At 67.4% G+C, this 19,928-nt stretch carries 20 protein-coding genes; 3 read left to right on the plus strand and 17 right to left on the minus strand.

Annotated features, from left to right (window positions below; translation table 11 throughout):
- Window positions 1-14: 14 nt before the first annotated feature.
- From WT53_RS09215 to WT53_RS09230, 4 genes are all read right to left on the minus strand, one after another.
- Complete coding sequence (locus WT53_RS09215; RefSeq protein WP_373558444.1) at window positions 15-1,085, minus strand: lysozyme inhibitor LprI family protein; 1,071 nt, start codon at window positions 1,083-1,085, stop codon at window positions 15-17.
- A 130-nt stretch (window positions 1,086-1,215) separates the two neighbouring features.
- Complete coding sequence (locus WT53_RS09220; RefSeq protein ID WP_060259379.1) at window positions 1,216-1,440, minus strand: hypothetical protein; 225 nt, start codon at window positions 1,438-1,440, stop codon at window positions 1,216-1,218.
- Window positions 1,441-1,484: 44 nt separating this feature from the next.
- Complete coding sequence (locus WT53_RS09225) at window positions 1,485-2,606, minus strand: Fic family protein (RefSeq protein WP_179949003.1); 1,122 nt, start codon at window positions 2,604-2,606, stop codon at window positions 1,485-1,487.
- A gap of 93 nt (window positions 2,607-2,699) precedes the next feature.
- Window positions 2,700-3,617, minus strand: a complete 918-nt coding sequence (locus WT53_RS09230; RefSeq protein WP_060259382.1) for a LysR family transcriptional regulator — start codon at window positions 3,615-3,617, stop codon at window positions 2,700-2,702.
- Between the two features lie 126 nt (window positions 3,618-3,743).
- Between WT53_RS09230 and WT53_RS09235 the strand changes: the two genes are divergently transcribed.
- Window positions 3,744-4,469 (plus strand): pirin family protein, encoded by a 726-nt coding sequence (locus WT53_RS09235; protein ID WP_034208884.1) that lies wholly within the window; start codon window positions 3,744-3,746, stop codon window positions 4,467-4,469.
- Between the two features lie 61 nt (window positions 4,470-4,530).
- Entirely contained in the window at window positions 4,531-5,133 is a 603-nt protein-coding gene (wrbA, locus tag WT53_RS09240; protein WP_034208883.1) for an NAD(P)H:quinone oxidoreductase, read from the plus strand.
- Between the two features lie 90 nt (window positions 5,134-5,223).
- Here wrbA and WT53_RS09245 read toward each other — a convergent pair whose 3' ends face one another.
- The 6 genes from WT53_RS09245 to WT53_RS09270 form a co-directional block, all read right to left on the minus strand.
- The gene (locus WT53_RS09245) at window positions 5,224-5,529 is read right to left on the minus strand and encodes a hypothetical protein (RefSeq protein WP_060259387.1); all 306 of its coding nucleotides are present in this window, start codon (window positions 5,527-5,529) and stop codon (window positions 5,224-5,226) included.
- 223 nt (window positions 5,530-5,752) lie between these two features.
- On the minus strand, window positions 5,753-6,487 hold the full coding sequence (locus tag WT53_RS09250; RefSeq protein WP_034208881.1) for an LrgB family protein: 735 nt from the start codon (window positions 6,485-6,487) through the stop codon (window positions 5,753-5,755).
- Window positions 6,484-6,855: a CidA/LrgA family protein gene (locus tag WT53_RS09255; protein WP_059826881.1), complete on the minus strand. Its 372-nt coding sequence runs from the start codon at window positions 6,853-6,855 to the stop codon at window positions 6,484-6,486. The genes WT53_RS09250 and WT53_RS09255 overlap by 4 nt, the downstream gene beginning before the upstream one ends.
- Before the next feature lie 261 nt (window positions 6,856-7,116).
- The gene (locus WT53_RS09260; protein WP_060259390.1) at window positions 7,117-8,157 is read right to left on the minus strand and encodes an alpha/beta hydrolase; all 1,041 of its coding nucleotides are present in this window, start codon (window positions 8,155-8,157) and stop codon (window positions 7,117-7,119) included.
- Between the two features lie 58 nt (window positions 8,158-8,215).
- A complete protein-coding gene (locus WT53_RS09265; protein ID WP_034208878.1) occupies window positions 8,216-8,641 on the minus strand; it encodes an organic hydroperoxide resistance protein in 426 nt (141 codons plus the stop codon).
- Window positions 8,642-8,865: 224 nt separating this feature from the next.
- Window positions 8,866-9,432: a TetR/AcrR family transcriptional regulator gene (locus tag WT53_RS09270; protein ID WP_059781952.1), complete on the minus strand. Its 567-nt coding sequence runs from the start codon at window positions 9,430-9,432 to the stop codon at window positions 8,866-8,868.
- A 291-nt stretch (window positions 9,433-9,723) separates the two neighbouring features.
- Between WT53_RS09270 and WT53_RS09275 the strand changes: the two genes are divergently transcribed.
- Entirely contained in the window at window positions 9,724-11,586 is a 1,863-nt protein-coding gene (locus WT53_RS09275) for an ABC transporter ATP-binding protein (RefSeq protein WP_060259436.1), read from the plus strand.
- Between the two features lie 85 nt (window positions 11,587-11,671).
- Here the strand turns inward: WT53_RS09275 and WT53_RS09280 are convergent, their stop codons facing one another.
- The 7 genes from WT53_RS09280 to WT53_RS09310 all read right to left on the minus strand — a co-directional run bounded on the left by WT53_RS09280 (window position 11,672) and on the right by WT53_RS09310 (window position 19,846).
- The gene (locus WT53_RS09280; protein ID WP_060259393.1) at window positions 11,672-13,162 is read right to left on the minus strand and encodes an aldehyde dehydrogenase; all 1,491 of its coding nucleotides are present in this window, start codon (window positions 13,160-13,162) and stop codon (window positions 11,672-11,674) included.
- A gap of 25 nt (window positions 13,163-13,187) precedes the next feature.
- Window positions 13,188-14,603: an amidase family protein gene (locus WT53_RS09285; RefSeq protein ID WP_060259396.1), complete on the minus strand. Its 1,416-nt coding sequence runs from the start codon at window positions 14,601-14,603 to the stop codon at window positions 13,188-13,190.
- 50 nt (window positions 14,604-14,653) lie between these two features.
- A complete protein-coding gene (locus WT53_RS09290; protein WP_060259438.1) occupies window positions 14,654-15,034 on the minus strand; it encodes a cupin domain-containing protein in 381 nt (126 codons plus the stop codon).
- Window positions 15,035-15,105: 71 nt separating this feature from the next.
- Window positions 15,106-16,398 carry an FAD-binding oxidoreductase gene (locus WT53_RS09295; protein WP_060259399.1) on the minus strand — a complete coding sequence of 431 codons (1,293 nt, stop codon included), beginning with the start codon at window positions 16,396-16,398 and terminating at the stop codon, window positions 15,106-15,108.
- Window positions 16,399-16,424: 26 nt separating this feature from the next.
- On the minus strand, window positions 16,425-17,981 hold the full coding sequence (locus WT53_RS09300) for a DUF3138 family protein (RefSeq protein ID WP_060259403.1): 1,557 nt from the start codon (window positions 17,979-17,981) through the stop codon (window positions 16,425-16,427).
- 21 nt (window positions 17,982-18,002) lie between these two features.
- Window positions 18,003-18,935, minus strand: coding sequence for an ABC transporter permease subunit (locus WT53_RS09305; protein ID WP_060259406.1), 933 nt, complete (start codon window positions 18,933-18,935; stop codon window positions 18,003-18,005).
- A complete protein-coding gene (locus tag WT53_RS09310; RefSeq protein WP_060259409.1) occupies window positions 18,932-19,846 on the minus strand; it encodes an ABC transporter permease subunit in 915 nt (304 codons plus the stop codon). The genes WT53_RS09305 and WT53_RS09310 overlap by 4 nt, the downstream gene beginning before the upstream one ends.
- Window positions 19,847-19,928: the final 82 nt, after the last annotated feature.

A 19,928-nucleotide genomic window follows, 5' to 3' on the forward strand; every position in this document is an offset into this window, starting at 1 on the left:
GGCCAGCGCTCCGCTTACTGCATCACGTCGACCGGCAGCGTCTTGTCGAGCGTGTCGTGCCACGCGTTGATCGTCTTCGGCACGGTTTTCTTCCACGCGGGCACGTTCGAGTAGTAACGCATCCGGACGTGGTTCTTTGCATCGAACACGAGCAGCCCGATCCACAGATCGGTGCCGCGGCGCATCACCATCGCCGCGTTCGTCGTCGCGATACCGCGCACCCAGTACGACGTCACGTGCGCGCCGAGGCCGTCGAGATCCTTCTCGTCGGCGCTGACGTTGACCATGTCGACGAGCGTCTGATAATCGGCGCCGAGCAGCTTGTGCGCAATCGCGTTCTGCCGTGCGTCGGCGACGACCTTGAGGCTCAGCAGGTCGGCTTTCGGGTTGGCCTGCGACTGCGCGGCGGCCACGTAGTTGCCCGCGTACGTGACGCCCGCACCGGCGCCGCAATCGAAATCGGCACCCTGTTGCGTAACGCGGATGCGCCCGCCCTTCCGGTCGAAGTCGAGCCGGCATTGGTTCTGGCGGTAGATGCCGCTGTCGCCGTGCAGCACGATGTCGCCGTCGAGGCCGCCGGTATTCGCGCCGTTGTTGGCGCTCAGCTCGAAATGCAGGCGCGGCACCGTGCCGGTGAACGTCAGCACGCCGCCGACCGACGGGTTGTCGCTCGTCAGGTACCACGTCTGCTGCCAGCGATCGGCAGCGAGCGGCGTGCCGTTCAGGCTCGCGAGCCGTTCGCGGTAGCGATCGCCCAGGCATGACGCATCGCTGCCGCACTGGTCGCGCTGCTTGAGCCACTTCAACTGCGCGGCCTTCGGCGCGGCCGTATCGCCGCCCTTCGCGAGCGTCCTCTTCCACGCGGCCGACAGATCGCCGTCGAGCTTCGAGAGTACGGGGTTCGCGCAGATCGTCTTCTCGGTGGGCGATGCGGCCTTCCCGCAGTCGAAGCCGGCCGCCAGCGCGGCGACCGGCACCAGCATCAGCAGCGCGGCCGCCGCGATGGACGGCAACTGCGTGCGCGACGTTTCACATGCGGACATCGCGGCTTGCCCGCGCGCATTCGGTCGATTCTCGGTGGTCATCGGCTTGATCGTCGCTGCGTCGCGCGCCTGTAGAAGCGACCTGCACGCGACATTCGAGGTAAAAACGCCCGGCCCGGCATGCAGCGCATGCCGCCGCCCGCCGAAGCGTAACCCGGATGCCCGACGCCGATCAATCGACGTTCGATGTCGTCGCAACCATGTCGGCGGCGGTGCCGCGGTGCACGATACCGTCGCGCAACGCAGCTTTCGTCGCGCAACCGACGATCCCGATGAACACGATCGCCCGAGCGCCGTCACGCCCGGTCGGCCCGTCGTCTTCCATCGACCGGAGCCGGATGCGCCGCGCGGCGACCTGCCCCACGCGTGCCGCAATCGCACTCGCCGCATCGGCCATACACGGCGCCTTCGCGCGCAGGACGAGACGAGCCGGCAATGACGTCAGCCGTCGAACGGCACCAGCTCGTAACTCGTGCTCCGCCCACCGGACGCCGAGCGACGCAACATGCCCTGCTCCACGAGCTCCGTGATATCGCGCAGCGCGGTGTCTTGCGAGCATTTCGCGAGAGCGGCCCACTTGGTGGTCGTCAGCTTCCCTTCGAAGCCGTCGAGCAGGCGATTCATGACCTTGACCTGGCGTTCGTTCATCGCGACGCCCGCGCATCGCTGCCAGAAGCGCGCCTTGATCAGCACCGCATCGAGTGTCGTGTGCGCGTGATCGATGGCCTGGCCCAGCGTGTTCAGAAACCACGCAAGCCACTCCGTGACGTCGAGCGAACCGCGCTGCGTGCGCTCCAGCGCGTCGTAATATGCGTTGCGCTCGCGCTGGATCTGCGCGGACAGGCTGTAGAAACGCTGCGGGCTTCGGTCCGCGCGTGCCAGAACCAGATCGCCGAGCGCGCGCGCGATGCGACCGTTGCCGTCGTCGAACGGGTGCAGCGTGACGAACCACAGGTGGGCCAGACCGGCCCGGATCAGCAAGGGCTCGGCCGGCGGCGCGTTGAACCACGCGAGAAAGCGCTCGATCTCGTGCGTCAGGCGGGTGGCCGGCGGCGCCTCGAAATGCACGCGCTGCCGGCCGATCGGCCCGGAGACGACCTGCATCGGCCCGCTCGCATCCGAGCGCCACCCGCCGACCGTGATCCGCGACAGCCCTGAATAGCCGGTCGGGAACAGCGCGGCATGCCATCCGAATAACCGCGCTTCTGTGACCGGTGCGGCCGCATGGGTCGTCGCATCCAGCACCATGTCGACGACGCCTTCGACATGGCGATCGACCGGCGCGAGCGCGCCGATGTCGACGCCGAGCCGGCGCGCGATCGACGACCGGACCGACGCGACATTCAGGTTCTCGCCTTCGATCGCGCTGGTCTTGACGACGTCGTCCGTCAGCGCGGCCAAGCTCGCTTCGTCGCGCAACGCCAGGCCGACATCCGCCAGTCGGCCGGCCAGCATGCCTTGCGCACGGCTGACGTCGGCGAGCGGCGTGGCGAGGGTCGGAAGATCGAAGCGCCATGCCGGCCAGTCGGCCGATTCCCAGATATAGGTGTAATCTCCGCTCATGATGCGGAGATTATCCACCGATACACCGCACGACTCAACAATCTCCGCAGATTTTACGGAGATTAATCGCCTCATTCACCGCAAAGCGGCCGGCTACCGTGCCCGGCCCGCCCCGCTCGCGCCCGTCGGCGCCGGCTGCCCGAGCCGCTCCGCGAGAAACCCGATGAACGTGCGCAGCGTGACGAACCCCTCCCGGTGCTGCGGAAACACGGCATTGAGCGTGATCGGCGGCGGCGCGTACGCGTCGAGCACCGGCACGAGCTCGCCGCTGTCGAGCGCCGCGCCGACGATGAAGTGCGGCAGCAGCGCGATGCCGAGCCCCGCGATCGCGGCGTCGCGCACCACTTCGCCGTTGTTCGCGACGAGCGGCCCCTGCACGTCGAACGTGCGCGCCGCGCCGTCGACGCGGAATTCCCAGCCGACCCGCCGCTCGCGTCCGTACAGCACGCACGTATGGCCGGCCAGATCGGTCGGCGTCTGCGGCGCGCCATGCCGCTTCAGGTAGGCGGGGCTCGCGCACGCGATCATCCGCCACGCGCCGAGCGGTCGTGCGATCAGCGTCGAATCCTCGAGCGAGCCGATCCGCAGCACGAGGTCGAAGCCTTCGCCGATCAGGTCGACGCGCCGGTCGGTCAGGTCGAGGTTCAGCCGCACGGCAGGGTGCGCGGACAGGAATTCGGCGATCAGCGGTGACACGTGCGTGATCCCGAACGACAGCGGCGCGCTGATCTTCAGCGAGCCATGCAGCTCGGTGCTGCGCACCGACATTGCCTGCTCGGCGTCGGCGATCTCCGCGAGGATGCGCTGCGCGCGCACATAAAACTCCTGCCCCGACTCGGTCACCGCGAGATTGCGGGTATTGCGATGCAGAAGCCGCACGCCGAGCGACGCCTCCAGCGCCATCGTGCGGCGACTGACGAACTGCTTGGACAGCATCAGCTGGTCGGCCGCCGCCGTGAAACTGCCTGCGTCGACGGTCGCGACGAAGATCCTCAGGTCGTTGAGTTCCATATTGTCCACTCCATAGCGACAGTCATTATCTCTACAGCGATTTATTTGTCAAATCGATTGACCTAAGATTCATCTCAACGAACGGCCGGGCCCACTTCCGAGGCCCGGCGACTTGAAGGAAAAATCATGATCGACATCCGTGCAGCAAACCAACGTGGCCGTGCGGAGCATGGCTGGCTCAGCTCCCGTCATACGTTTTCGTTCGCGAATTACTACGATCCGAAGCAAGTCGGCTTCTCCGATCTGCTCGTGATCAACGACGACCGCGTCGCCCCGGGCCGCGGCTTCGGCACGCACCCGCACCGCGACATGGAAATCCTGTCGTACGTGCTCGAAGGCGCGCTCGAACACAAGGACTCGATGGGCACCGGTTCGGTGATCGTGCCGGGCGACGTGCAACTGATGAGCGCGGGCACGGGCGTGCGCCACAGCGAGTTCAATCATTCGCCGGATGCGCCGGTCCACTTCCTGCAGATCTGGGTCGGGCCGGCCGAAAAGGGCGCCGAGCCGCGTTATCAGCAGACGAATGTCGCGGCCGACGACAAGCGCGGCAAGCTCGCCCTCGTCGTGTCGCCGAACGGCGACGCCGGTTCGCTGAAGATCCGCCAGGACACGCGGATTTACGCGGGCCTGTTCGACGGCGACGAAAGCACTACGCTGGAACTTGATCCGAACCGCTTCGCTTACGTGCATGTGGCGCGCGGCAGCGTGACGGTCAACGGCGTGACGCTCGGCGAAGGCGACGGCGCGCGCATCCGCGGCGAGCAGGCGCTGACGATCGCGAACGGCAAGGATGCCGAAGTGCTGGTGTTCGACCTGCGTCCGGTCGAAGTGACGGCCGAATGGGCGTGATGCCCGTTCGGGAAACCGGGCTCCGCTGACCGCGGGGCCCCTTTAATCGGAGATTCGCAACATGGCCAAGGTTCTCGTTCTTTACTACTCGTCCTACGGGCACGTCGAAACGATGGCGCAGCACGTCGTGGAGGGCGCGAAATCGGTGCCCGGCGTCGAGGTCACGCTCAAGCGCGTGCCGGAAACGATCCCCGTCGACCAGGCCCGCGCGATCGGCGTGAAGGTCGACCAGGCCGCGCCGGTCGCCACGGTGGACGAACTCGCCGACTACGATGCGATCATCTTCGGCACGCCGACCCGCTTCGGCAACATGGCCGGCCAGATGCGCACGTTCCTCGACCAGACGGGCGGCCTGTGGATGAAAGGCGCACTCGTCGGCAAGATCGGCAGCGTGTTCGCGTCGACCGGCACCCAGCACGGCGGCCAGGAAACGACGATCACGTCGTTCCACACGACGCTGCTGCATCACGGGATGGTGATCGTGGGCGTGCCGTATGCGTGCAGCGGGCTCGTCAACATGAACGAAATCACCGGCGGCACGCCGTACGGCGCGACCACGCTCGCGGGTGCGGACGGCAGCCGCCAGCCGAGCGCGAACGAACTCGACATCGCGCGCTACCAGGGCAAGCACGTGGCGGAACTCGCGAGCAAGCTCGCGTCGTAACGCGGCGGCTCCGCGGCCCCGCAGTTCCGCACATGAACGAACGGCGCCGGGTCGGCCGGCGCCGTTCGTCCTGTGCAACGCTTTCGACCGTTACTGGCCCGAAGCCGGTGCGGCCGGCGCCGCGTTCGTCGCGGGCGCCTTTTGCACGGCGTTCTGCGGATAGTTGCTCTGGTCGTTGGTCAACCGGTAGCCGCTGCCGGTGCCGATCGCCTTCAGGTCCGACGCGTGCCGCGCGCGGGCCGCCTTGCGTGCCGCTTTCTTCTGCGCCTTGTCGAGCTGCTTCTGCGCCGGCGCGGACGCCGGATCCTGCGCGTATGCCGTCGGCACGGCGGTCAACAACAGACCGAACGACGCCGCTACCGCTACTGCCACCGAAACCACGCGAGACTGCTTCATGGCCGATCTCCTTGTCGATTGTTGAGTGTGGGTCGGACACCGGCGTGCACGCGACGGCTTGCGACAACGGCGCCGATGCAACGTTAGCCGATCGCTGCGCAAATGTCCTTGGGCGTTCCTGAATTCTCCTGATAACGCCGACGATACATGCGCGCCGCGAGCGCCATCCCGTCGGCCTGTCGTCCGCGCCATCGGGGAAACCGATACCCCGGCGGCCGCGCGCTCAGATCCAGCGCGACAGCACCGGCAGCAGGATCGGCACGACGAACGCCGTCAGCACGCCGTTCAACCCCATCCCGAGCCCGGCAAACGCGCCGGCCTCCTCGCTCACCTGGAACGCGCGCGCGGTGCCGATCCCGTGCGACGCGACGCCGAGCGCGAAGCCGCGCACGGCCGGCTCGTCGACCCGCAGCAGATTGAGGATCCCGCGCGCGCACACCGCGCCGAAGATCCCAGTCGAGATCACGAGCACGGCCGTGAGCGACGGAATGCCGCCGATCTCGGCGGCGACGGCCATCGCGATCGGCGTCGTCGCCGATTTCGGCGCGAGCGACGCGATCGTCTGGTGCGACGCCCCGAACAGCGCGGCGATACCGACCGCCGACACGATCGCGGTCAGCGAGCCCGCGAGCAGGCCGACGAGCAACGGCAGCGCGGTGCGCCGCAGCTTCGACCACTGGCGGTACAGCGGCAACGCGAGCGCGACGGTCGCGGGGCCGAGCAGGAAATGGACGAACTGCGCGCCTTCGAAATACGTCGGATACGGCGTATGCGTGAGCGTCAGCAGCACGACGATCACCGCGACCGCGATCAGCACCGGATTCGCGAGCGGGTTGAAGCGCGCCCGCGCATAGACGGCCTGGGCGAACAGATACGCGACCAGCGTGATGGTCAGGCCGAGCAGCGGGCTCGCGGCGAGATAGACCCAGATCGCGCCGAGCTTCGGGAAGGCCGTCATTGCGCACCCTCCGCGGTGCCGCTCGCGCGGCGCTGGCGTCGCAGCAACGCACGCGTGACGAGCGCCGTCACCGCGATCGCGAGCGTGGTGCTGACGGCCAGCGCGACGACGACCGCGACCGCGTCGCCGCGCACGCGGTCGGCCGACACCATGATGCCGACGCCGGCCGGCACGAACAGCAGCGACAGGTGACGCAGCAGCTCGAGCGCGGTCGGCTCGATCGCATCGGCCACCTGCGGGCGCAGCATCACGAAGCCGAACAGCAGCAGCATGCCGATCACCGGGCCCGGCACCGGCAGGCCGAACAAATAGGACACCCCTTCCCCGAGACACTGGAAGATCAGCAAGACCGCGAACGCCTGCAACATGAACCGCTTCTCCCGAACGTGGCCGCGCTGGCGTGCAGCCGTACGGCCGATGAGCCGGCGAATTGCGACGCCGGCGTGAACGATACGCGCGATCGTACCAACAATGCCGGCGGCCGGGCGCGATCGTGCGATTGCGCGATCGCCGTTCGACCGTTTCGACCGACGCGCGGCCGGGCATGAGCGGGACGCCCTCCTTCATGCGAAAACGGCGGGCACGTGCCCACCGTCCCGCCGTTCGGATTCGATCGACCGTCGATCGCGTTACTTCAGCCGCGTCGCGATTTCATTGGCCATCGCCTTGATCGCGGCCTTCGTCGGTGCATCGTCGGCCAGCGCGTTCAGCAGACCGAAATCATGGATCGTGCCGTCGTAGCGCGTGGTCGTCGCGTCCACGCCGGCCGCGTCGAGCTTGCGACCGTATGCTTCGCCTTCGTCACGCAACACGTCGAACTGCGCGACCTGGATCAGCGCGGGCGGCAACCCCTTCAACTGCGCGAGGCTCGCACGCAGCGGCGACGCGTAGATCTCGTTGCGTTGCGCTTCGTTCTTCGTATAGGCGTCCCAGAACCACTTCATCATCGGCCGCGTCAGGAAGTGGCCTTGCCGATACGCACGGTACGAACCGGTGTCGAAGTCGTGATCCGTGACCGGCCACATCAGCCCCTGGAAACGGATCGCAGGGCCGCCCTTGTCCTTTGCCATCAGCGCGACGACGGCCGACATGTTGCCGCCGACGCTGTTGCCGACCACCGCGAGGCGGCTGCCGTCGACGCCGATCTCCGCGCCGTGCGCGGCCACCCACTTGGTCGCCGCATACGCCTGATTGATCGCGACCGGGTAACGCGCTTCCGGCGACGGCGTGTAGTTCACGAACACCGCGACGGCGCCCGACTGCACGACGAGATCGCGCACGAGGCGCTCGTGCGTCGGGAAATCGCCGAGCACCCAGCCGCCGCCGTGGATGAACACGAATACCGGCAGCGTGCCCGTCGCGCCTTGCGGACGCACGATCGTGACCGGCACCGACAGGCCGTCCTGCTCGATCGTGCGGTTCGACACGTCGATGCCGGACAGATCGACCTTCACACCATTCTGCGCGTCGACCAACACCTGGCGCGCCTTCGCGGGGCTCAGCGTTTCGAGGCCCGGGCCCTTCTGGCCGTTCAGCGCGGCGAGGAACGCGCTCGTCTTCGCATCGGGACGGACGATGTCGGCGCCGGTGCCGGCGGCGAACGCGGCAGGTGCGGTGGACAACGCGGCTGCAACGGCGGCGGCGATCAACAGCGGCTTGACGATCTTCATGGTGCGACTCCTTGGTTGATTTCTTCGAATGACGATGAATGTTTTGCAGTGCGATCGATCAGACGAGCGTGAGCGTGACGTCGATGTTGCCGCGCGTCGCGTTCGAGTACGGGCAGACGACGTGCGCGCGATCGATCAGCGTTTGCGCGATGTCACGATCGAGGCCGGGCAGCGAGATCTTCAGTTCCACTTCGATGCCGAACCCGTTCGGGATCGCGCCGATACCGACGCTGCCTTCGATCGCGGCGTCCGCGGGCATCGCGATCTTGTCGCGCGCCGCGACGAACTTCATCGCGCCGATGAAACACGCGCTGTAGCCGGCGGCGAACAGTTGCTCGGGGTTCGCGCCCGCCCCGCCCGCGCCGCCGAGCTCGCGCGGCGTGGTCAGCTTCAGGTCGAGACCGCTTTCGGGCACCGTCGCACGGCCGTCGCGGCCGCCGGTGGCTTTTGCATGGGCGCGGTACAGCACTTTTTCGATCGACATGACAGACTCCTTTTCAGCAAATGAATGAAACAGCCTTCGAACCGGGGACCGCGTGCCGGCGTTTTCTCCGCCGACCTCGCGTCAATTTATCTACTCATAGATAGATAAACATCCCCAAAAAATGCAGATGGTCGATCCATCTGCGCCAGCCATCTATCTACTACATGATAGATAGCAAAATCCACTAAAAGGGCGGCGAACCGCCCCACTGCTTGCGCCGCCCGTCAGGACCGCGTTTTCCAGACGGCCTCGACGTCCTCGAGACGCGCCCGCGTGTGAAACAGCCGGCTGGCCAGCACGCTGCCCTGAAACGCCGCGTACAACGTGCGCGCCGCCGTGTCGGGCTCGCCGCTGAACTGCAGCGTGCCTTCCTTCGCGCCCTGCGCGAGCAATTCCGCGAGCCAGCGCTCGTTGGCCGTGAAGAACGCCTGCACGGCCTGCCGCACGTTCTCCGGCAGCGTTTCGATGTCGGCCGCGAGCATCCCGCACAGGCAGATCAGATTGCCGTCACCGAGCGTGCGGCCGAACATCTTCGTGTATAGGCTCAGCCTCACGTCGGCCGGCAACGCCGGATCGATCGCCCGCACGGCCGCGAGGACTTCGTCGCTGTACGCCGCCACCGCTTCCAGCACGAGATCGTCCTTCGACGGGAAGTAGTAGTGGATGCTCGACGTCTTCACGCCCACCAGGTCGGACAGGTCTCGATAGCTGAAGCCGTTGTAACCGCGCTGCATCATCAGCGTGATCGCGTGGTCGAGAATCTGTTCGCGGACGGTCGGTTTCGTTTCCATGGATCGAACTTTATCTACTCGTAGATAGATAGTCAAGGGGTTTTTTAAGGGGCGCGATGTCCATTCCCGGGAGCCCGATGCGCGAGTACGGCGCCGTTCGCACGGCCGGCGACGGCTTACAACCCGCCTGCAGCGCGGTCGAATCGATGCGACACTTCGAGCCGGGCCACGCGATCGCGGCGTAACGTCCGTCGGCCGAAAGGAACGTGCCGGCACACGATGACCGCATCGCATCCGATCCGGCACCATCGGCCCGCCCGTCGCGTCGGGCCGTATAAGGAGAACAAGTCGATGTATTCGTGGTTTGAACGGCGCCTGCCGACTTTCCCGCTCGAAGATCCCGTCACGCCGCCGAAGGGATTCTTCTCGTTCGTCTGGGCGTGCACGAAAGGCGCGCGCGGCTGGATCCTGCTGATCGCGCTGACGTCGGCGGCGCTGGCCGCGTACGAAGCCGCGCTGTTCGCGATGATGGGGCACGTGGTCGACTGGCTGTCGTCGTCGACACCGGCCGAATTCGGCGGCCGCCACTTCGCCGCGCTCGCCGGTTTCGCGGCGATCCTCGCCGGCAGCGCGCTGCTGATCGCGCTGCATACGATGGTCAAGCACCAGGTGCTCGCGATCAACTTCCCGATGCGGCTGCGCTGGCTGTTTCACCGGCTGATGCTCGACCAGAGCCTGTCGTTCTACGCGAACGAGTTCGCGGGCCGCGTGACGACCAAGATCATGCAGACCGCGCTCGCGGTGCGCGACGCGCTGTTCATGTCGGTCGACGTCGTGATCGGCGTCACGGCCTATCTGATCGGCATTCTCGTGCTCGCCGCCAGCTTCGACTGGCGGCTGATGATTCCCCTCGCGCTGTGGGCGCTCGGCTACGGCGCGGCGTGCGCGTATTTCGTGCCGCGCCTGGGGGCGATCGGCAGCCGGCAAGCCGACGCGCGCGCGCTGATGACGGGCCGCATCACCGACGCGTATTCGAACATCACGACCGTGAAGCTGTTCTCGCATACGCGGCGCGAAGCCGACCACGCGCGGCGCGCGATGGAAGCGTTCAAGGCGACCGGCGACGCGCAGATGCGGCTCGTCAGCGCGTTCGAGATCGTCAACCACCTGCTGTCGACGCTGCTGCTGGTCGGCTCGGCCGGGCTCGCACTCGCGTTGTGGATGCACGGCGAGGCGAGCGCGGGCGTGGTCGCGGCCGTGATCGCGATGGCGCTGCGCCTGTCGAGCTACTCGCACTGGATCATGTGGGAGATGACCGAGCTGTTCGAGAATGTCGGCACGATCCAGGACGGCATCAGCACGTTGACGAAGGTGCGCAGCGTGGTCGACGCGCCCGATGCGAAGCCGCTCGCGGTGCGGCGCGGCGAAATCGTGTTCGACAACGTGCAGTTCGCGCACGAGGACAACGATCGCGCGGTATTCGACGGGCTGAACCTGACGATCCGGCCCGGCGAGCGGATCGGATTGATCGGCCGCTCGGGCGCCGGCAAGTCGACGCTCGTGAACCTGCTGCTGCGCTTCTACGACGTCGGCGGCGGCACGATCCGGATCGACGGGCAGGACATCGCACACGTGACGCAGGACAGCCTGCGCGGCGCGATCGGGATGGTCACGCAGGATACGTCGCTGCTGCACCGGACGATGCGCGAAAACCTGCTGTACGGCCGCCCCGACGCAACCGAGCGCGAGATGCAGGACGCGGCCGAGCGCGCGGAAGCGTCCGAGTTCATCGGCCGGCTGCGCGACCGCCACGGCCGCAGCGGCTACGACGTCGAAGTCGGCGAGCGCGGCGTGAAGCTGTCGGGCGGCCAGCGGCAGCGCGTCGCGATTGCGCGCGTGATGCTCAAGGACGCGCCGATCCTCGTGCTCGACGAAGCGACCAGCGCGCTCGATTCCGAGGTCGAAGTCGCGATCCAGCGCAGCCTCGACAGTCTGATGCGCGGCAAGACGGTGATCGCGATCGCGCACCGGCTGTCGACGATCGCCGCGATGGACCGGCTGATCGTGCTCGACGAAGGGCGCATCGTCGAGGAAGGCACGCACCAGCAGTTGCTGCAGGCGGGCGGCATTTACGCGGCGCTGTGGGCGCACCAGAGCGGCGGGTTCCTCGGCGAAACGGCGGAAGCGGAAGACGCCGTGAACGCGGCGCAGTAACGCCTGTTCGCATCGGGCGACGCGCGCCACCGACCTAGGGCGCCGGATCGCGCGACACGCCGCAAGCGTGCCGCGCGGCCCGGCGCTACAACCGCATGATCGTCGATTTCAGCTCGGTGTACTTGTCGAGTGCATGCAGCGACTTGTCGCGGCCGTTGCCCGACAGCTTGTAACCGCCGAACGGGAAGTTCATGTCGTCGCTGCCGTCGCCGTAGCAGTTGACCCACACGGTGCCCGCACGCAGGCGCCGCGCGACCGCATGCGCGATCGACAGGTTGGCCGACCATACCGCCGCGGCCAGCCCGTACTCGGTGTCGTTGGCGATCCTGACAGCCTCGTCCACGTCGTCGAACACGATCACCGACAGCACCGGCCCGAAGATCTCCTCGCGCGCAATCGCCGCATCGGGCTTCACTTCGAATACCGTCGGCTCGACGTAGAACCCGCCCGTGTCCTCGCGCACGCGCGCGCCGCCCGTCACCAGGCGGCCTTCATCGCGCCCGAGCCCGATATATCCCATCACGCGATCGAGTTGCGCGCGATCGACGATCGCACCCATCGTCACCGACGGATCGAGCGGATGCCCGGGGGCGAAGCGCCGCGACGCGTCGACCAGCTTCGCGACGAATGCATCCTTGATGTCGCGATGCACGAGCAGGCGCGAGCCGGCCGTGCACACTTCACCCATGTTGAAGAAGATCGCATCGGCAGCGGCCTGCGCGGCACGGTCGAGATCGGGGCAGTCGGGCAGCACAATGTTCGGCGACTTGCCGCCGAGTTCGAGCCACACGCGCTTCAGGTTCGACTGCGCGGCGCACGCCATGATCTGCTGCCCGGTGCGTGTCGATCCCGTAAACGCGATGCAGTCGACGTCGCGATGCAGCGCCAGCGCCCTGCCCGGCTCCGCGCCGCCCGGTACGACGCTGAACACGCCGGCCGGCAAGCCCGCGTCGCACGCGAGCTGCGCAACGCGCAGCGCGGTCAGCGGCGACTTTTCCGACGGCTTCAGCACCACGCTGTTGCCGGCCGCGAGCGCCGGCGCGAATTTCCACGCCGCCATCAGCAGCGGGAAATTCCACGGCACGACGGCCACGACGACGCCGATCGGCTCGCGCGTGACGAGCCCGACTAGGTGATGATCCGCCGGCGCGACCTCGCCACCGACCTTGTCGATCGCTTCCGCGTACCAGTCGACGCAGTGCGCGGCGGCCGGTATGTCGATCGCCGTCGTATCGGCGATCGGCTTGCCGCTGTCGAGCGTCTCGAGCAGCGCGAGTTCGTCCGCGTGTTCGCGCATCAGCGCAGCCCAGCGTTGCAACACGGCCTTGCGGGCGCGCGGATTCAAGCCGGCCCACACCTGCGCATCGAATGCGCGGCGCGCGGCCGCGACCGCATGGTCGACGTCGTCGGCGCCACAGTCGGCTACGTGCGCGAGCACGCTACCGTCGATCGGGCTGACGGACGCGAAAGTCGCGCCCGCTTGCGCGTGGTGCGCTTCACCGTCGATGAATGCGCGTCCGTCGATCCGCAACACGGCCGCTCGCGCCTGCCAGTCTTCGAATGTCGGTCGAGTCATGCATTTCCTCCTGAAAAGTCGCGCATCACGATCCGCGCACCGGATCGATCGGCGTGATGATGCCCGCGCGCGCCTCGATCGCCTCGCCCGCGGCGAGACACAGCGCCTCCTGGAAGCGTCCGGCGACGAGCTGCACACCGGTCGGCACGCCGTCGCGGATGCCGGTCGGCACCGACAACCCCGGCAGCCCGAGCAGTGCGGTCGCGAGCAGCGGCCCCTGCCGGTCGACGATCTCACGCATCGCGGCATCGCCCTGCAGGTCGGCGTCGATCGCGAACGGCCGCGCGCACGACACCGGCATCAGCAGCAGCGGATGGCGCACGAAGAACTGCTGCCAGTCGCGCAACAGCGCGGTTCGCCGCGCGAGGCCGTTCACGTAGCCGGCGAGATCCATTGGCGCCGCGAGATTGCGCTGGCTCGCGAACGCGGTGCGGATCGCCGCGTCGCCGTGCTGCACGATCACGTCGCCGAGCCCGCTGCGCGCTTCGTTGGTCACGAGGTCGAGCCACAGTTCGCATGCTTCGGCAAACCGCGGCGGTGCGGCTTCCTCGACGATGCAGCCGGCCTCTTCGAGCCAGCGTGCAGCCTGCCGGATCGCGTCGGCGACCGCCGGGTCGGTCGGCACGCCGGGCAGCGACGCGCATACGGCCACGCGCGCGGGGAACGCCGCCTCACGCGCGGCCGGCGCGACCGGCATCCACCATGCGTCGCGCGCGTCACCAGCCGACATCGCATCGAGCGCAATGCGTAAATCGCCGACCGTGCGCGCGAGCGGGCCCTGTACCGATGCGAGCTGCACCGCGAGCGTGCGGTCTCTCGATTGCGTCGGGTTGTACGCCGGCACGCGGCCGGTGCTCGGTCGCAGCCCCGCGACGCCGCATGCGTAGGCCGGGTAGCGGATCGACCCGCCGAGGTCGTTGCCGTGCGCGATCGCGCCGATCCCGGCCGCCACCGCCGCGGCCGCGCCGCCGCTGGAGCCGCCCGGCGTCAGCGACGGATCCCACGGGTTCGACGTGCGGCCGTACAGCTCGTTGTCGGTGAACCAGCGGTACGAGAACGCCGGCGCGTTGCTGCGTCCGATCACGATCGCGCCGGCCTTGCGCAGGTTTGCGGTCACCGGGCTGTCGTGCTGCGCGATCAGGTCGGAAAACGCGCACACGCCGTTGGTCGTCGCGCGTCCGGCCGTGTCGACGTTGATCTTCACGGTCACCGGCACGCCGTGCAGCGGGCCGAGCGACGCGCCGCGCGCGATCGCCGCATCGGCTTCCGACGCCGCCTGCAACGCGCTGTCGGCCATCACGTCGACGATCGCATTGATGACGGGGTTCACCTGTTCCAGCCGCTGCAGACAGCTGCGCGTGAGTTCGGTTGCCGACACGTCGCGCCGCGCGACATGCGCTGCCATCTCGGCTGCGCTGAGACGCCACCATTCCTGAGCCATGAGTTGCTCCTCGTTGATCTCGATGATCGGGTTGACTTGATGCGTTCGCGTTACGCGCGCGGCTGCCCGGTGTGCGGCGCATGCGACGCATAGATCTTGCGGCACGCCTCGACGACTTCCCATGTGCCGCGAAAGCCCGGCGGAATCACGAACCGGTCGCCGGCACGCAGCACGCGCTCGCGGCCGTCCGCGTCGCGCACGATCGCGACGCCGCTCAGCATCTCGCAATATTCCGATTCGTCGTATTCGATCGTCCAGCGGCCGGGCGTGCATTCCCAGATTCCACAGCTGAACTGCCCGCACGGGCTGATGTAGTGATGCGACAGCGTCTGCATCGGGTGGCCGTCGAGCAGCAGCCCGCTCGGCACGCGGCTTTGCGTGAGCTTCGCCGGCGCCCCGATCAGGTCGACGAGATGCGTGATGTTGGACATGAGTGCCTCCATGGCATGAATGATTCGAAACGGTGAGGTGCCGCGCGGCCGTGCAACCCGGCCCGCGCGGGTCAAAGCAGGTCCATCGTCCGGTGCCACGCCATCGCAAGCGCGAGCAGCGGCGTGCGCAACAGGCGCCCGCCCGGGAAGTCGCGATGACGCATCCGGCCGAACAGGTCGAAGCGCGCCGCCTGCGTATCGATCGCCTCCGCGATCAGCCGCCCGGCAAGCGCCGTCACGTTGACGCCGTGCCCGGAAAAGCCCTGCGCGAAATACACGGTCGGCTCGAGCCGGCCGAAATGCGGCGCGCGATTCATCGTCGCGTCGATCAGGCCGCCCCACGCGTAGTCGATCCGCACGTCGGCCAGCTGCGGGAACGTCTTCAGCATGTCGCGCCGCATCGAAGCCGCGAGGTCGCGCGGCGCGTTCGTCGAACTGCTGGCCTTGCCGCCCCACAGCAGCCGGCCGTCGCGCGTCAGCCGGAAATAGTCGAGCGCCGAGTTGCAGTCGCTGACCGCGGCGTTCGTCGGCAGCGTCTGCGCGGCACGTGTATCGCCGAGCGGCTCCGTTGCGATCAGGTAAGTCGCGACCGGGATGATCTTGCGCGCGACCGATGGCGCCAGTTGTCCGAGATACGCGTTGCAGGCCAGCACGACGTAACGTGCATCGACGTGCCCGCGCGTGCAGCGGACGCGGTGGCGCGGCGCGACCCGATCGAGCGCGACCGCGGGCGTGTTCTCGTGGATCGTCACGCCGGCGTCGCGCGCGGCCCGTGCGAGGCCGAGCGTGTAGTTCAGCGGATGCAGGTGGCCGCTGCCTTCGTGGCGCAAGCCGCCGACATAGCGGTCCGATGCGACGAAGCGCGGCATGTCCGCACGTTCGACGACGTCGTAGCCGTGATAGCCGAAACGCTTCGCCGCGATATCGCGCCTCGCGCGCAATGCGTCGAGATGGCGCGGCTTGTTCGCGGCGGTCAGGTAACCGAAGCGCAGGTCGCAATCGATGCGGTGCCGCTCGACCCGCTGCGTGACGATATCGACCGACTCCAGTCCCATCGCCCATACGCGCCGCACATCGTCTTCCGGCAGGCAGGCCGAAAACGTGTCGATGTCGCACGAGTACCCCGCAATCAGCTGGCCGCCGTTGCGGCCGCTCGCGCCCCAGCCGATCTTCGACGCCTCGACGAGCACGACCGAATGGCCGCGCTCGGCGAGATCGAGCGCCGCGGACAGGCCGGTGAGCCCGCCGCCGATCACGCATACGTCGGCGGTCACCGCCCCGTCGAGCGGCGGATGAAACACGCGACTGTTGAGCGTCGCTGCATAGTAGGATTGAACATGTTGCTGGTTTTCGAACTTGAGCATGGGTAAGACTCGCGAACGGCGTCCTGTCAGAATGCGTAGATGAGCTGGGTCGCCAGCAGGTCGTTCGACTTCGCATACGATCCGTCGTGAAGCAGGAAGACCTTGTTGCTCGCCCAGTCGTGCCGGTATTCGACCTTCACCGTCACCTGCTGGGTCGGATAGAACAGCAGGTCGAACGCAGCGGCCTGTCGGGTCGCGCCCTTGCACTCGAAACCGACACCGCCGTTCGCCTTCGACTGCGCCAGGCAATCCGCATCGATGCCGAAGCCGTTGTTCGGGTCCATCCCGTTGCCGTTCAGCCCGATCGACGACCCGCCGCCGCCGTTCTTGCGGTTCACGAGCAGGTCGTAGCGCAGCGTCGCGCCCATGCGTCCGACCACCGGCAGGTTGAACTTGCGGTGCGCGAGCAGCGACAGGCCGAACCACTGCGCGAGCCCGCCGTTGAATGCGCCGTGCTGCTGCTGGCCATAGTCGATCTCCGCGTTGTACTGCGCATCGGCGAGCGTGTAGGTGGCATCGGCTTCGCCGAAGAAGAATGCGCCGTACGCGCTCGGCGCATTGCCGCCCACACCGTAGCGCACGTTGCCGGTCGCCGGATCGATCGCGCTGATCAGCGTCTGGCGGCCGACGTTGATCGAGCCGCCGATATCGAGCGCGCTGCCGTGCATGTAATCGACCCGCGCGGTGAAGGTCGGCACCTTGTTGCTCGTCGTGACCGGATCGCCGAACGCATTGATGCCCGTCTGCGTGACCGCGCCCGCGCTGCGGAACTGCTCGTTGCCGACGAAGAACTTCCAGGCCCAGTGGCCGTCCGCGCTCAGATAGTTGACGCCCGCGCCGATCGACGAACCCGGGTCGGAAAAGTCGTACAGCAGGTTGTGCGTGAGCGTGAGCATTTGGTTCGACTGCTGGTACTCGTAGCCGCCGAAGCCGAGCACGAGCCCGCCGATGAGCGACGTCGTACCCGACAACGGCACCGTGACGCTCGCCGTGTTCACGATGTCGAGCCCGCTCGCGCCGCTGCCCGTCATCATCGACAAGCCCGCCCCACGGTTCGGCATCAGCGTGATTTCCGCGGACGGCGCGGTCGGGCCGACGCCGAAGGTCTTCTTGATGTCGAGGAACACGTCGCCGAACGTGCTGTTGTAGTACGTATACGCGTTTTCGTGGTTCGCGAACTGGAACGACGACGTGCCGCCGCCGCGGTTGTACACATAGGCCGGATCGAGATAGCCCGTCACCGACAACCCCGCGATCGGGCCCGTGCGCGCGGCGTCGGTCAGCGAATCGACCTTCAGTTGCTGGTTCGCGACCTGCTGACGAATCTCGGTCACGTCGTCATTGGACAGCACGGCGGCCGCCTGCCCGTAGCCGGGCGTCGACGGGTCGGTCGCAGCCGCGGCAGTCGTCACGGCCGGCGTGGTCGCCGGCTTCGCGGCCAGTTGCGACTGCAGCGCGTTCATCTGCCGCTGCAGCGCGGCGAGCTGTTGTTGCAGCGCCCTGATCTGGTCGGCGCTCGAACTCGCGGCCGCGAGCCCCGGCAACGCACCGGCGATCAGCGCGCACAGTATTTTCTTTTTCACGGAAAATCTCCTTGTCGTTCTTCACTTCACGGGGCGCGGCGCGGGGGCGTGCCGACGCTGCACGACCGACGGGCGAGCGGGCGACAACGCGGCAGGGGATGTCGGCAGATCCGGTGCGGCGCTGGCGTGCCATGCCCGCGCGTCACGCGCCTGTCGCCGTTCGCGGGCCAGCATCGCGCGGTTCACGACGACGACGCCGATCGTCACGACCGTGATGAACACCGTGGCGAGCGCATTCATCTCCGGGTTCAGGCCGAGCCGCACCCGCGAGAGCACGACGAGCGGCAGCGTCGTCGAGCCCGGGCCCGACAGGAACGCGGACAGAATCACGTCGTCGATCGATACCGTGAACGCGAGCAGCCAGCCGGAGATCAGCGCCTGTGCGATCAGCGGCAGCGTGATCACGAAAAACACCTTCAACGGCCGCGCGCCGAGATCGAGCGCGGCCTCCTCGATCGAGCGGTCGAGCTCCTTCACGCGCGACTGCACGATCACCGCGACGAACGACAGACACAGCATCACGTGGCCGATCCAGATCGTCAGCCAGCCGCGCCCGGCCGGCCAGCCGAAGGCCTGCTGCATCGCGACGAACAGCAGCAGCAGCGAGATACCCTGGATCACTTCGGGAATCACCAGCGGCGCGTTGATCATCGCGGCATACAGCGTGAAGCCGCGAAAGCGGCCCATGCGGGCCAGCACGAAACCGGCCCATGTGCCGAGCGCGACCGATGCGGTGGCCGTCAGGAGCGCGATCTTCAGCGACAGCCAGGCGGCCGCGAGCAGTTCGCCGTCGTGCAGCAGCGCGCCGTACCACTTCAGCGAGAACCCCGACCACACCGTCACGAGCTTCGACGCGTTGAACGAATAGACGACGAGACTGATGATCGGCACGTACAGGAACAGGAAGCCCGCGCCCAGCACGCACGCGGACAGGATGCGATTCGCACGGGTCATGGTCGCGCCTCCGCTTCGCTCTGGTTGTAATGGAGCAGCGCCATCGGCACGAGCAGTAGCAGCACCATCGTCACCGTGACGGCCGACGCCATCGGCCAGTCCATGTTGTTGAAGAACTCGTCCCACATCACGCGGCCGAGCATCAGCGTGTTCGCCCCGCCGAGCAGTTCGGGGATCACGTATTCGCCGACCGCCGGGATGAACACCAGCAGGCTGCCCGCGACGATGCCGTTTCTCGACAGCGGCAGCGTGATGCGCCAGAACGCGGACCACGGCGTCGCGCCGAGGTCGTACGCAGCCTCGAGCAACGTGAGATCCATCTTCACGAGGTGCGCGTACAGCGGCATCACCATGAACGGCAGGTACGAATAGACCATCCCGATGTAGACGCCCGCGTCGGTGTGATACAGGCGCAGCGGCGTCGCGATCGCGCCGAGCGCGGCCAGCGCCCGGTTCAGCAGCCCGTCGTCCTTCATGATCCCGACCCACGCATACACGCGGATCAGGAACGACGTCCAGAACGGCAGCATCACGGCCATCATCAGCAGGTTGCGGCGCGCCGGCGCCGCGCGTGCAATGCAGTACGCGATCGGGTAACCGGCCAGCAGACACATCACCGTCGACGCGGCCGCCATCTTCAGTGAACTGACGTACGTTTTCAGGTACAGGTCGTCCTGCAGCAGCAGCGCGTAATGCTTCAGCGACAGCACGAACTGCACCGTGCCGGCCTCAATTCGCGCGAGCGCGGTGTAGGGCGGAATGCCGACCATCGGGTCGGCGAAACTGATCTTCAGCACGAGCACGAACGGCAGCGCGAAGAACACGGTCAGCCACAGGAACGGCACGCCGATCGCGACGCCGCGGCCCGACGGCAGGAAGCGCGACAGCATGGAGGCGGAGCGTTTCGTCATGGCGACCTCACTGCGTCAGCACGACGCCGCTGGCCGGCGACCACGACACGAACACGTCGTCGTTCCATGCCGGCGCGCCGTC

The sequence above is a fragment of the Burkholderia sp. MSMB2157WGS genome (genome assembly GCF_001532755.1).
Lineage (GTDB): Bacteria > Pseudomonadota > Gammaproteobacteria > Burkholderiales > Burkholderiaceae > Burkholderia.

What these genes read in the sequence shown, in the direction of transcription:
- WT53_RS09215 (WP_373558444.1), bottom strand. Translation starts at nt 1,085, where the DNA reads ATGACCACCGAGAATCGACCGAATGCGCGCGGGCAAGCCGCGATGTCC.
- WT53_RS09220 (WP_060259379.1), bottom strand. Translation starts at nt 1,440, where the DNA reads ATGGCCGATGCGGCGAGTGCGATTGCGGCACGCGTGGGGCAGGTCGCC.
- WT53_RS09225 (WP_179949003.1), bottom strand. Translation starts at nt 2,606, where the DNA reads ATGAGCGGAGATTACACCTATATCTGGGAATCGGCCGACTGGCCGGCA.
- WT53_RS09230 (WP_060259382.1), bottom strand. Translation starts at nt 3,617, where the DNA reads ATGGAACTCAACGACCTGAGGATCTTCGTCGCGACCGTCGACGCAGGC.
- WT53_RS09235 (WP_034208884.1), top strand. Translation starts at nt 3,744, where the DNA reads ATGATCGACATCCGTGCAGCAAACCAACGTGGCCGTGCGGAGCATGGC.
- wrbA (WP_034208883.1), top strand. Translation starts at nt 4,531, where the DNA reads ATGGCCAAGGTTCTCGTTCTTTACTACTCGTCCTACGGGCACGTCGAA.
- WT53_RS09245 (WP_060259387.1), bottom strand. Translation starts at nt 5,529, where the DNA reads ATGAAGCAGTCTCGCGTGGTTTCGGTGGCAGTAGCGGTAGCGGCGTCG.
- WT53_RS09250 (WP_034208881.1), bottom strand. Translation starts at nt 6,487, where the DNA reads ATGACGGCCTTCCCGAAGCTCGGCGCGATCTGGGTCTATCTCGCCGCG.
- WT53_RS09255 (WP_059826881.1), bottom strand. Translation starts at nt 6,855, where the DNA reads ATGTTGCAGGCGTTCGCGGTCTTGCTGATCTTCCAGTGTCTCGGGGAA.
- WT53_RS09260 (WP_060259390.1), bottom strand. Translation starts at nt 8,157, where the DNA reads ATGAAGATCGTCAAGCCGCTGTTGATCGCCGCCGCCGTTGCAGCCGCG.
- WT53_RS09265 (WP_034208878.1), bottom strand. Translation starts at nt 8,641, where the DNA reads ATGTCGATCGAAAAAGTGCTGTACCGCGCCCATGCAAAAGCCACCGGC.
- WT53_RS09270 (WP_059781952.1), bottom strand. Translation starts at nt 9,432, where the DNA reads ATGGAAACGAAACCGACCGTCCGCGAACAGATTCTCGACCACGCGATC.
- WT53_RS09275 (WP_060259436.1), top strand. Translation starts at nt 9,724, where the DNA reads ATGTATTCGTGGTTTGAACGGCGCCTGCCGACTTTCCCGCTCGAAGAT.
- WT53_RS09280 (WP_060259393.1), bottom strand. Translation starts at nt 13,162, where the DNA reads ATGACTCGACCGACATTCGAAGACTGGCAGGCGCGAGCGGCCGTGTTG.
- WT53_RS09285 (WP_060259396.1), bottom strand. Translation starts at nt 14,603, where the DNA reads ATGGCTCAGGAATGGTGGCGTCTCAGCGCAGCCGAGATGGCAGCGCAT.
- WT53_RS09290 (WP_060259438.1), bottom strand. Translation starts at nt 15,034, where the DNA reads ATGTCCAACATCACGCATCTCGTCGACCTGATCGGGGCGCCGGCGAAG.
- WT53_RS09295 (WP_060259399.1), bottom strand. Translation starts at nt 16,398, where the DNA reads ATGCTCAAGTTCGAAAACCAGCAACATGTTCAATCCTACTATGCAGCG.
- WT53_RS09305 (WP_060259406.1), bottom strand. Translation starts at nt 18,935, where the DNA reads ATGACCCGTGCGAATCGCATCCTGTCCGCGTGCGTGCTGGGCGCGGGC.
- WT53_RS09310 (WP_060259409.1), bottom strand. Translation starts at nt 19,846, where the DNA reads ATGACGAAACGCTCCGCCTCCATGCTGTCGCGCTTCCTGCCGTCGGGC.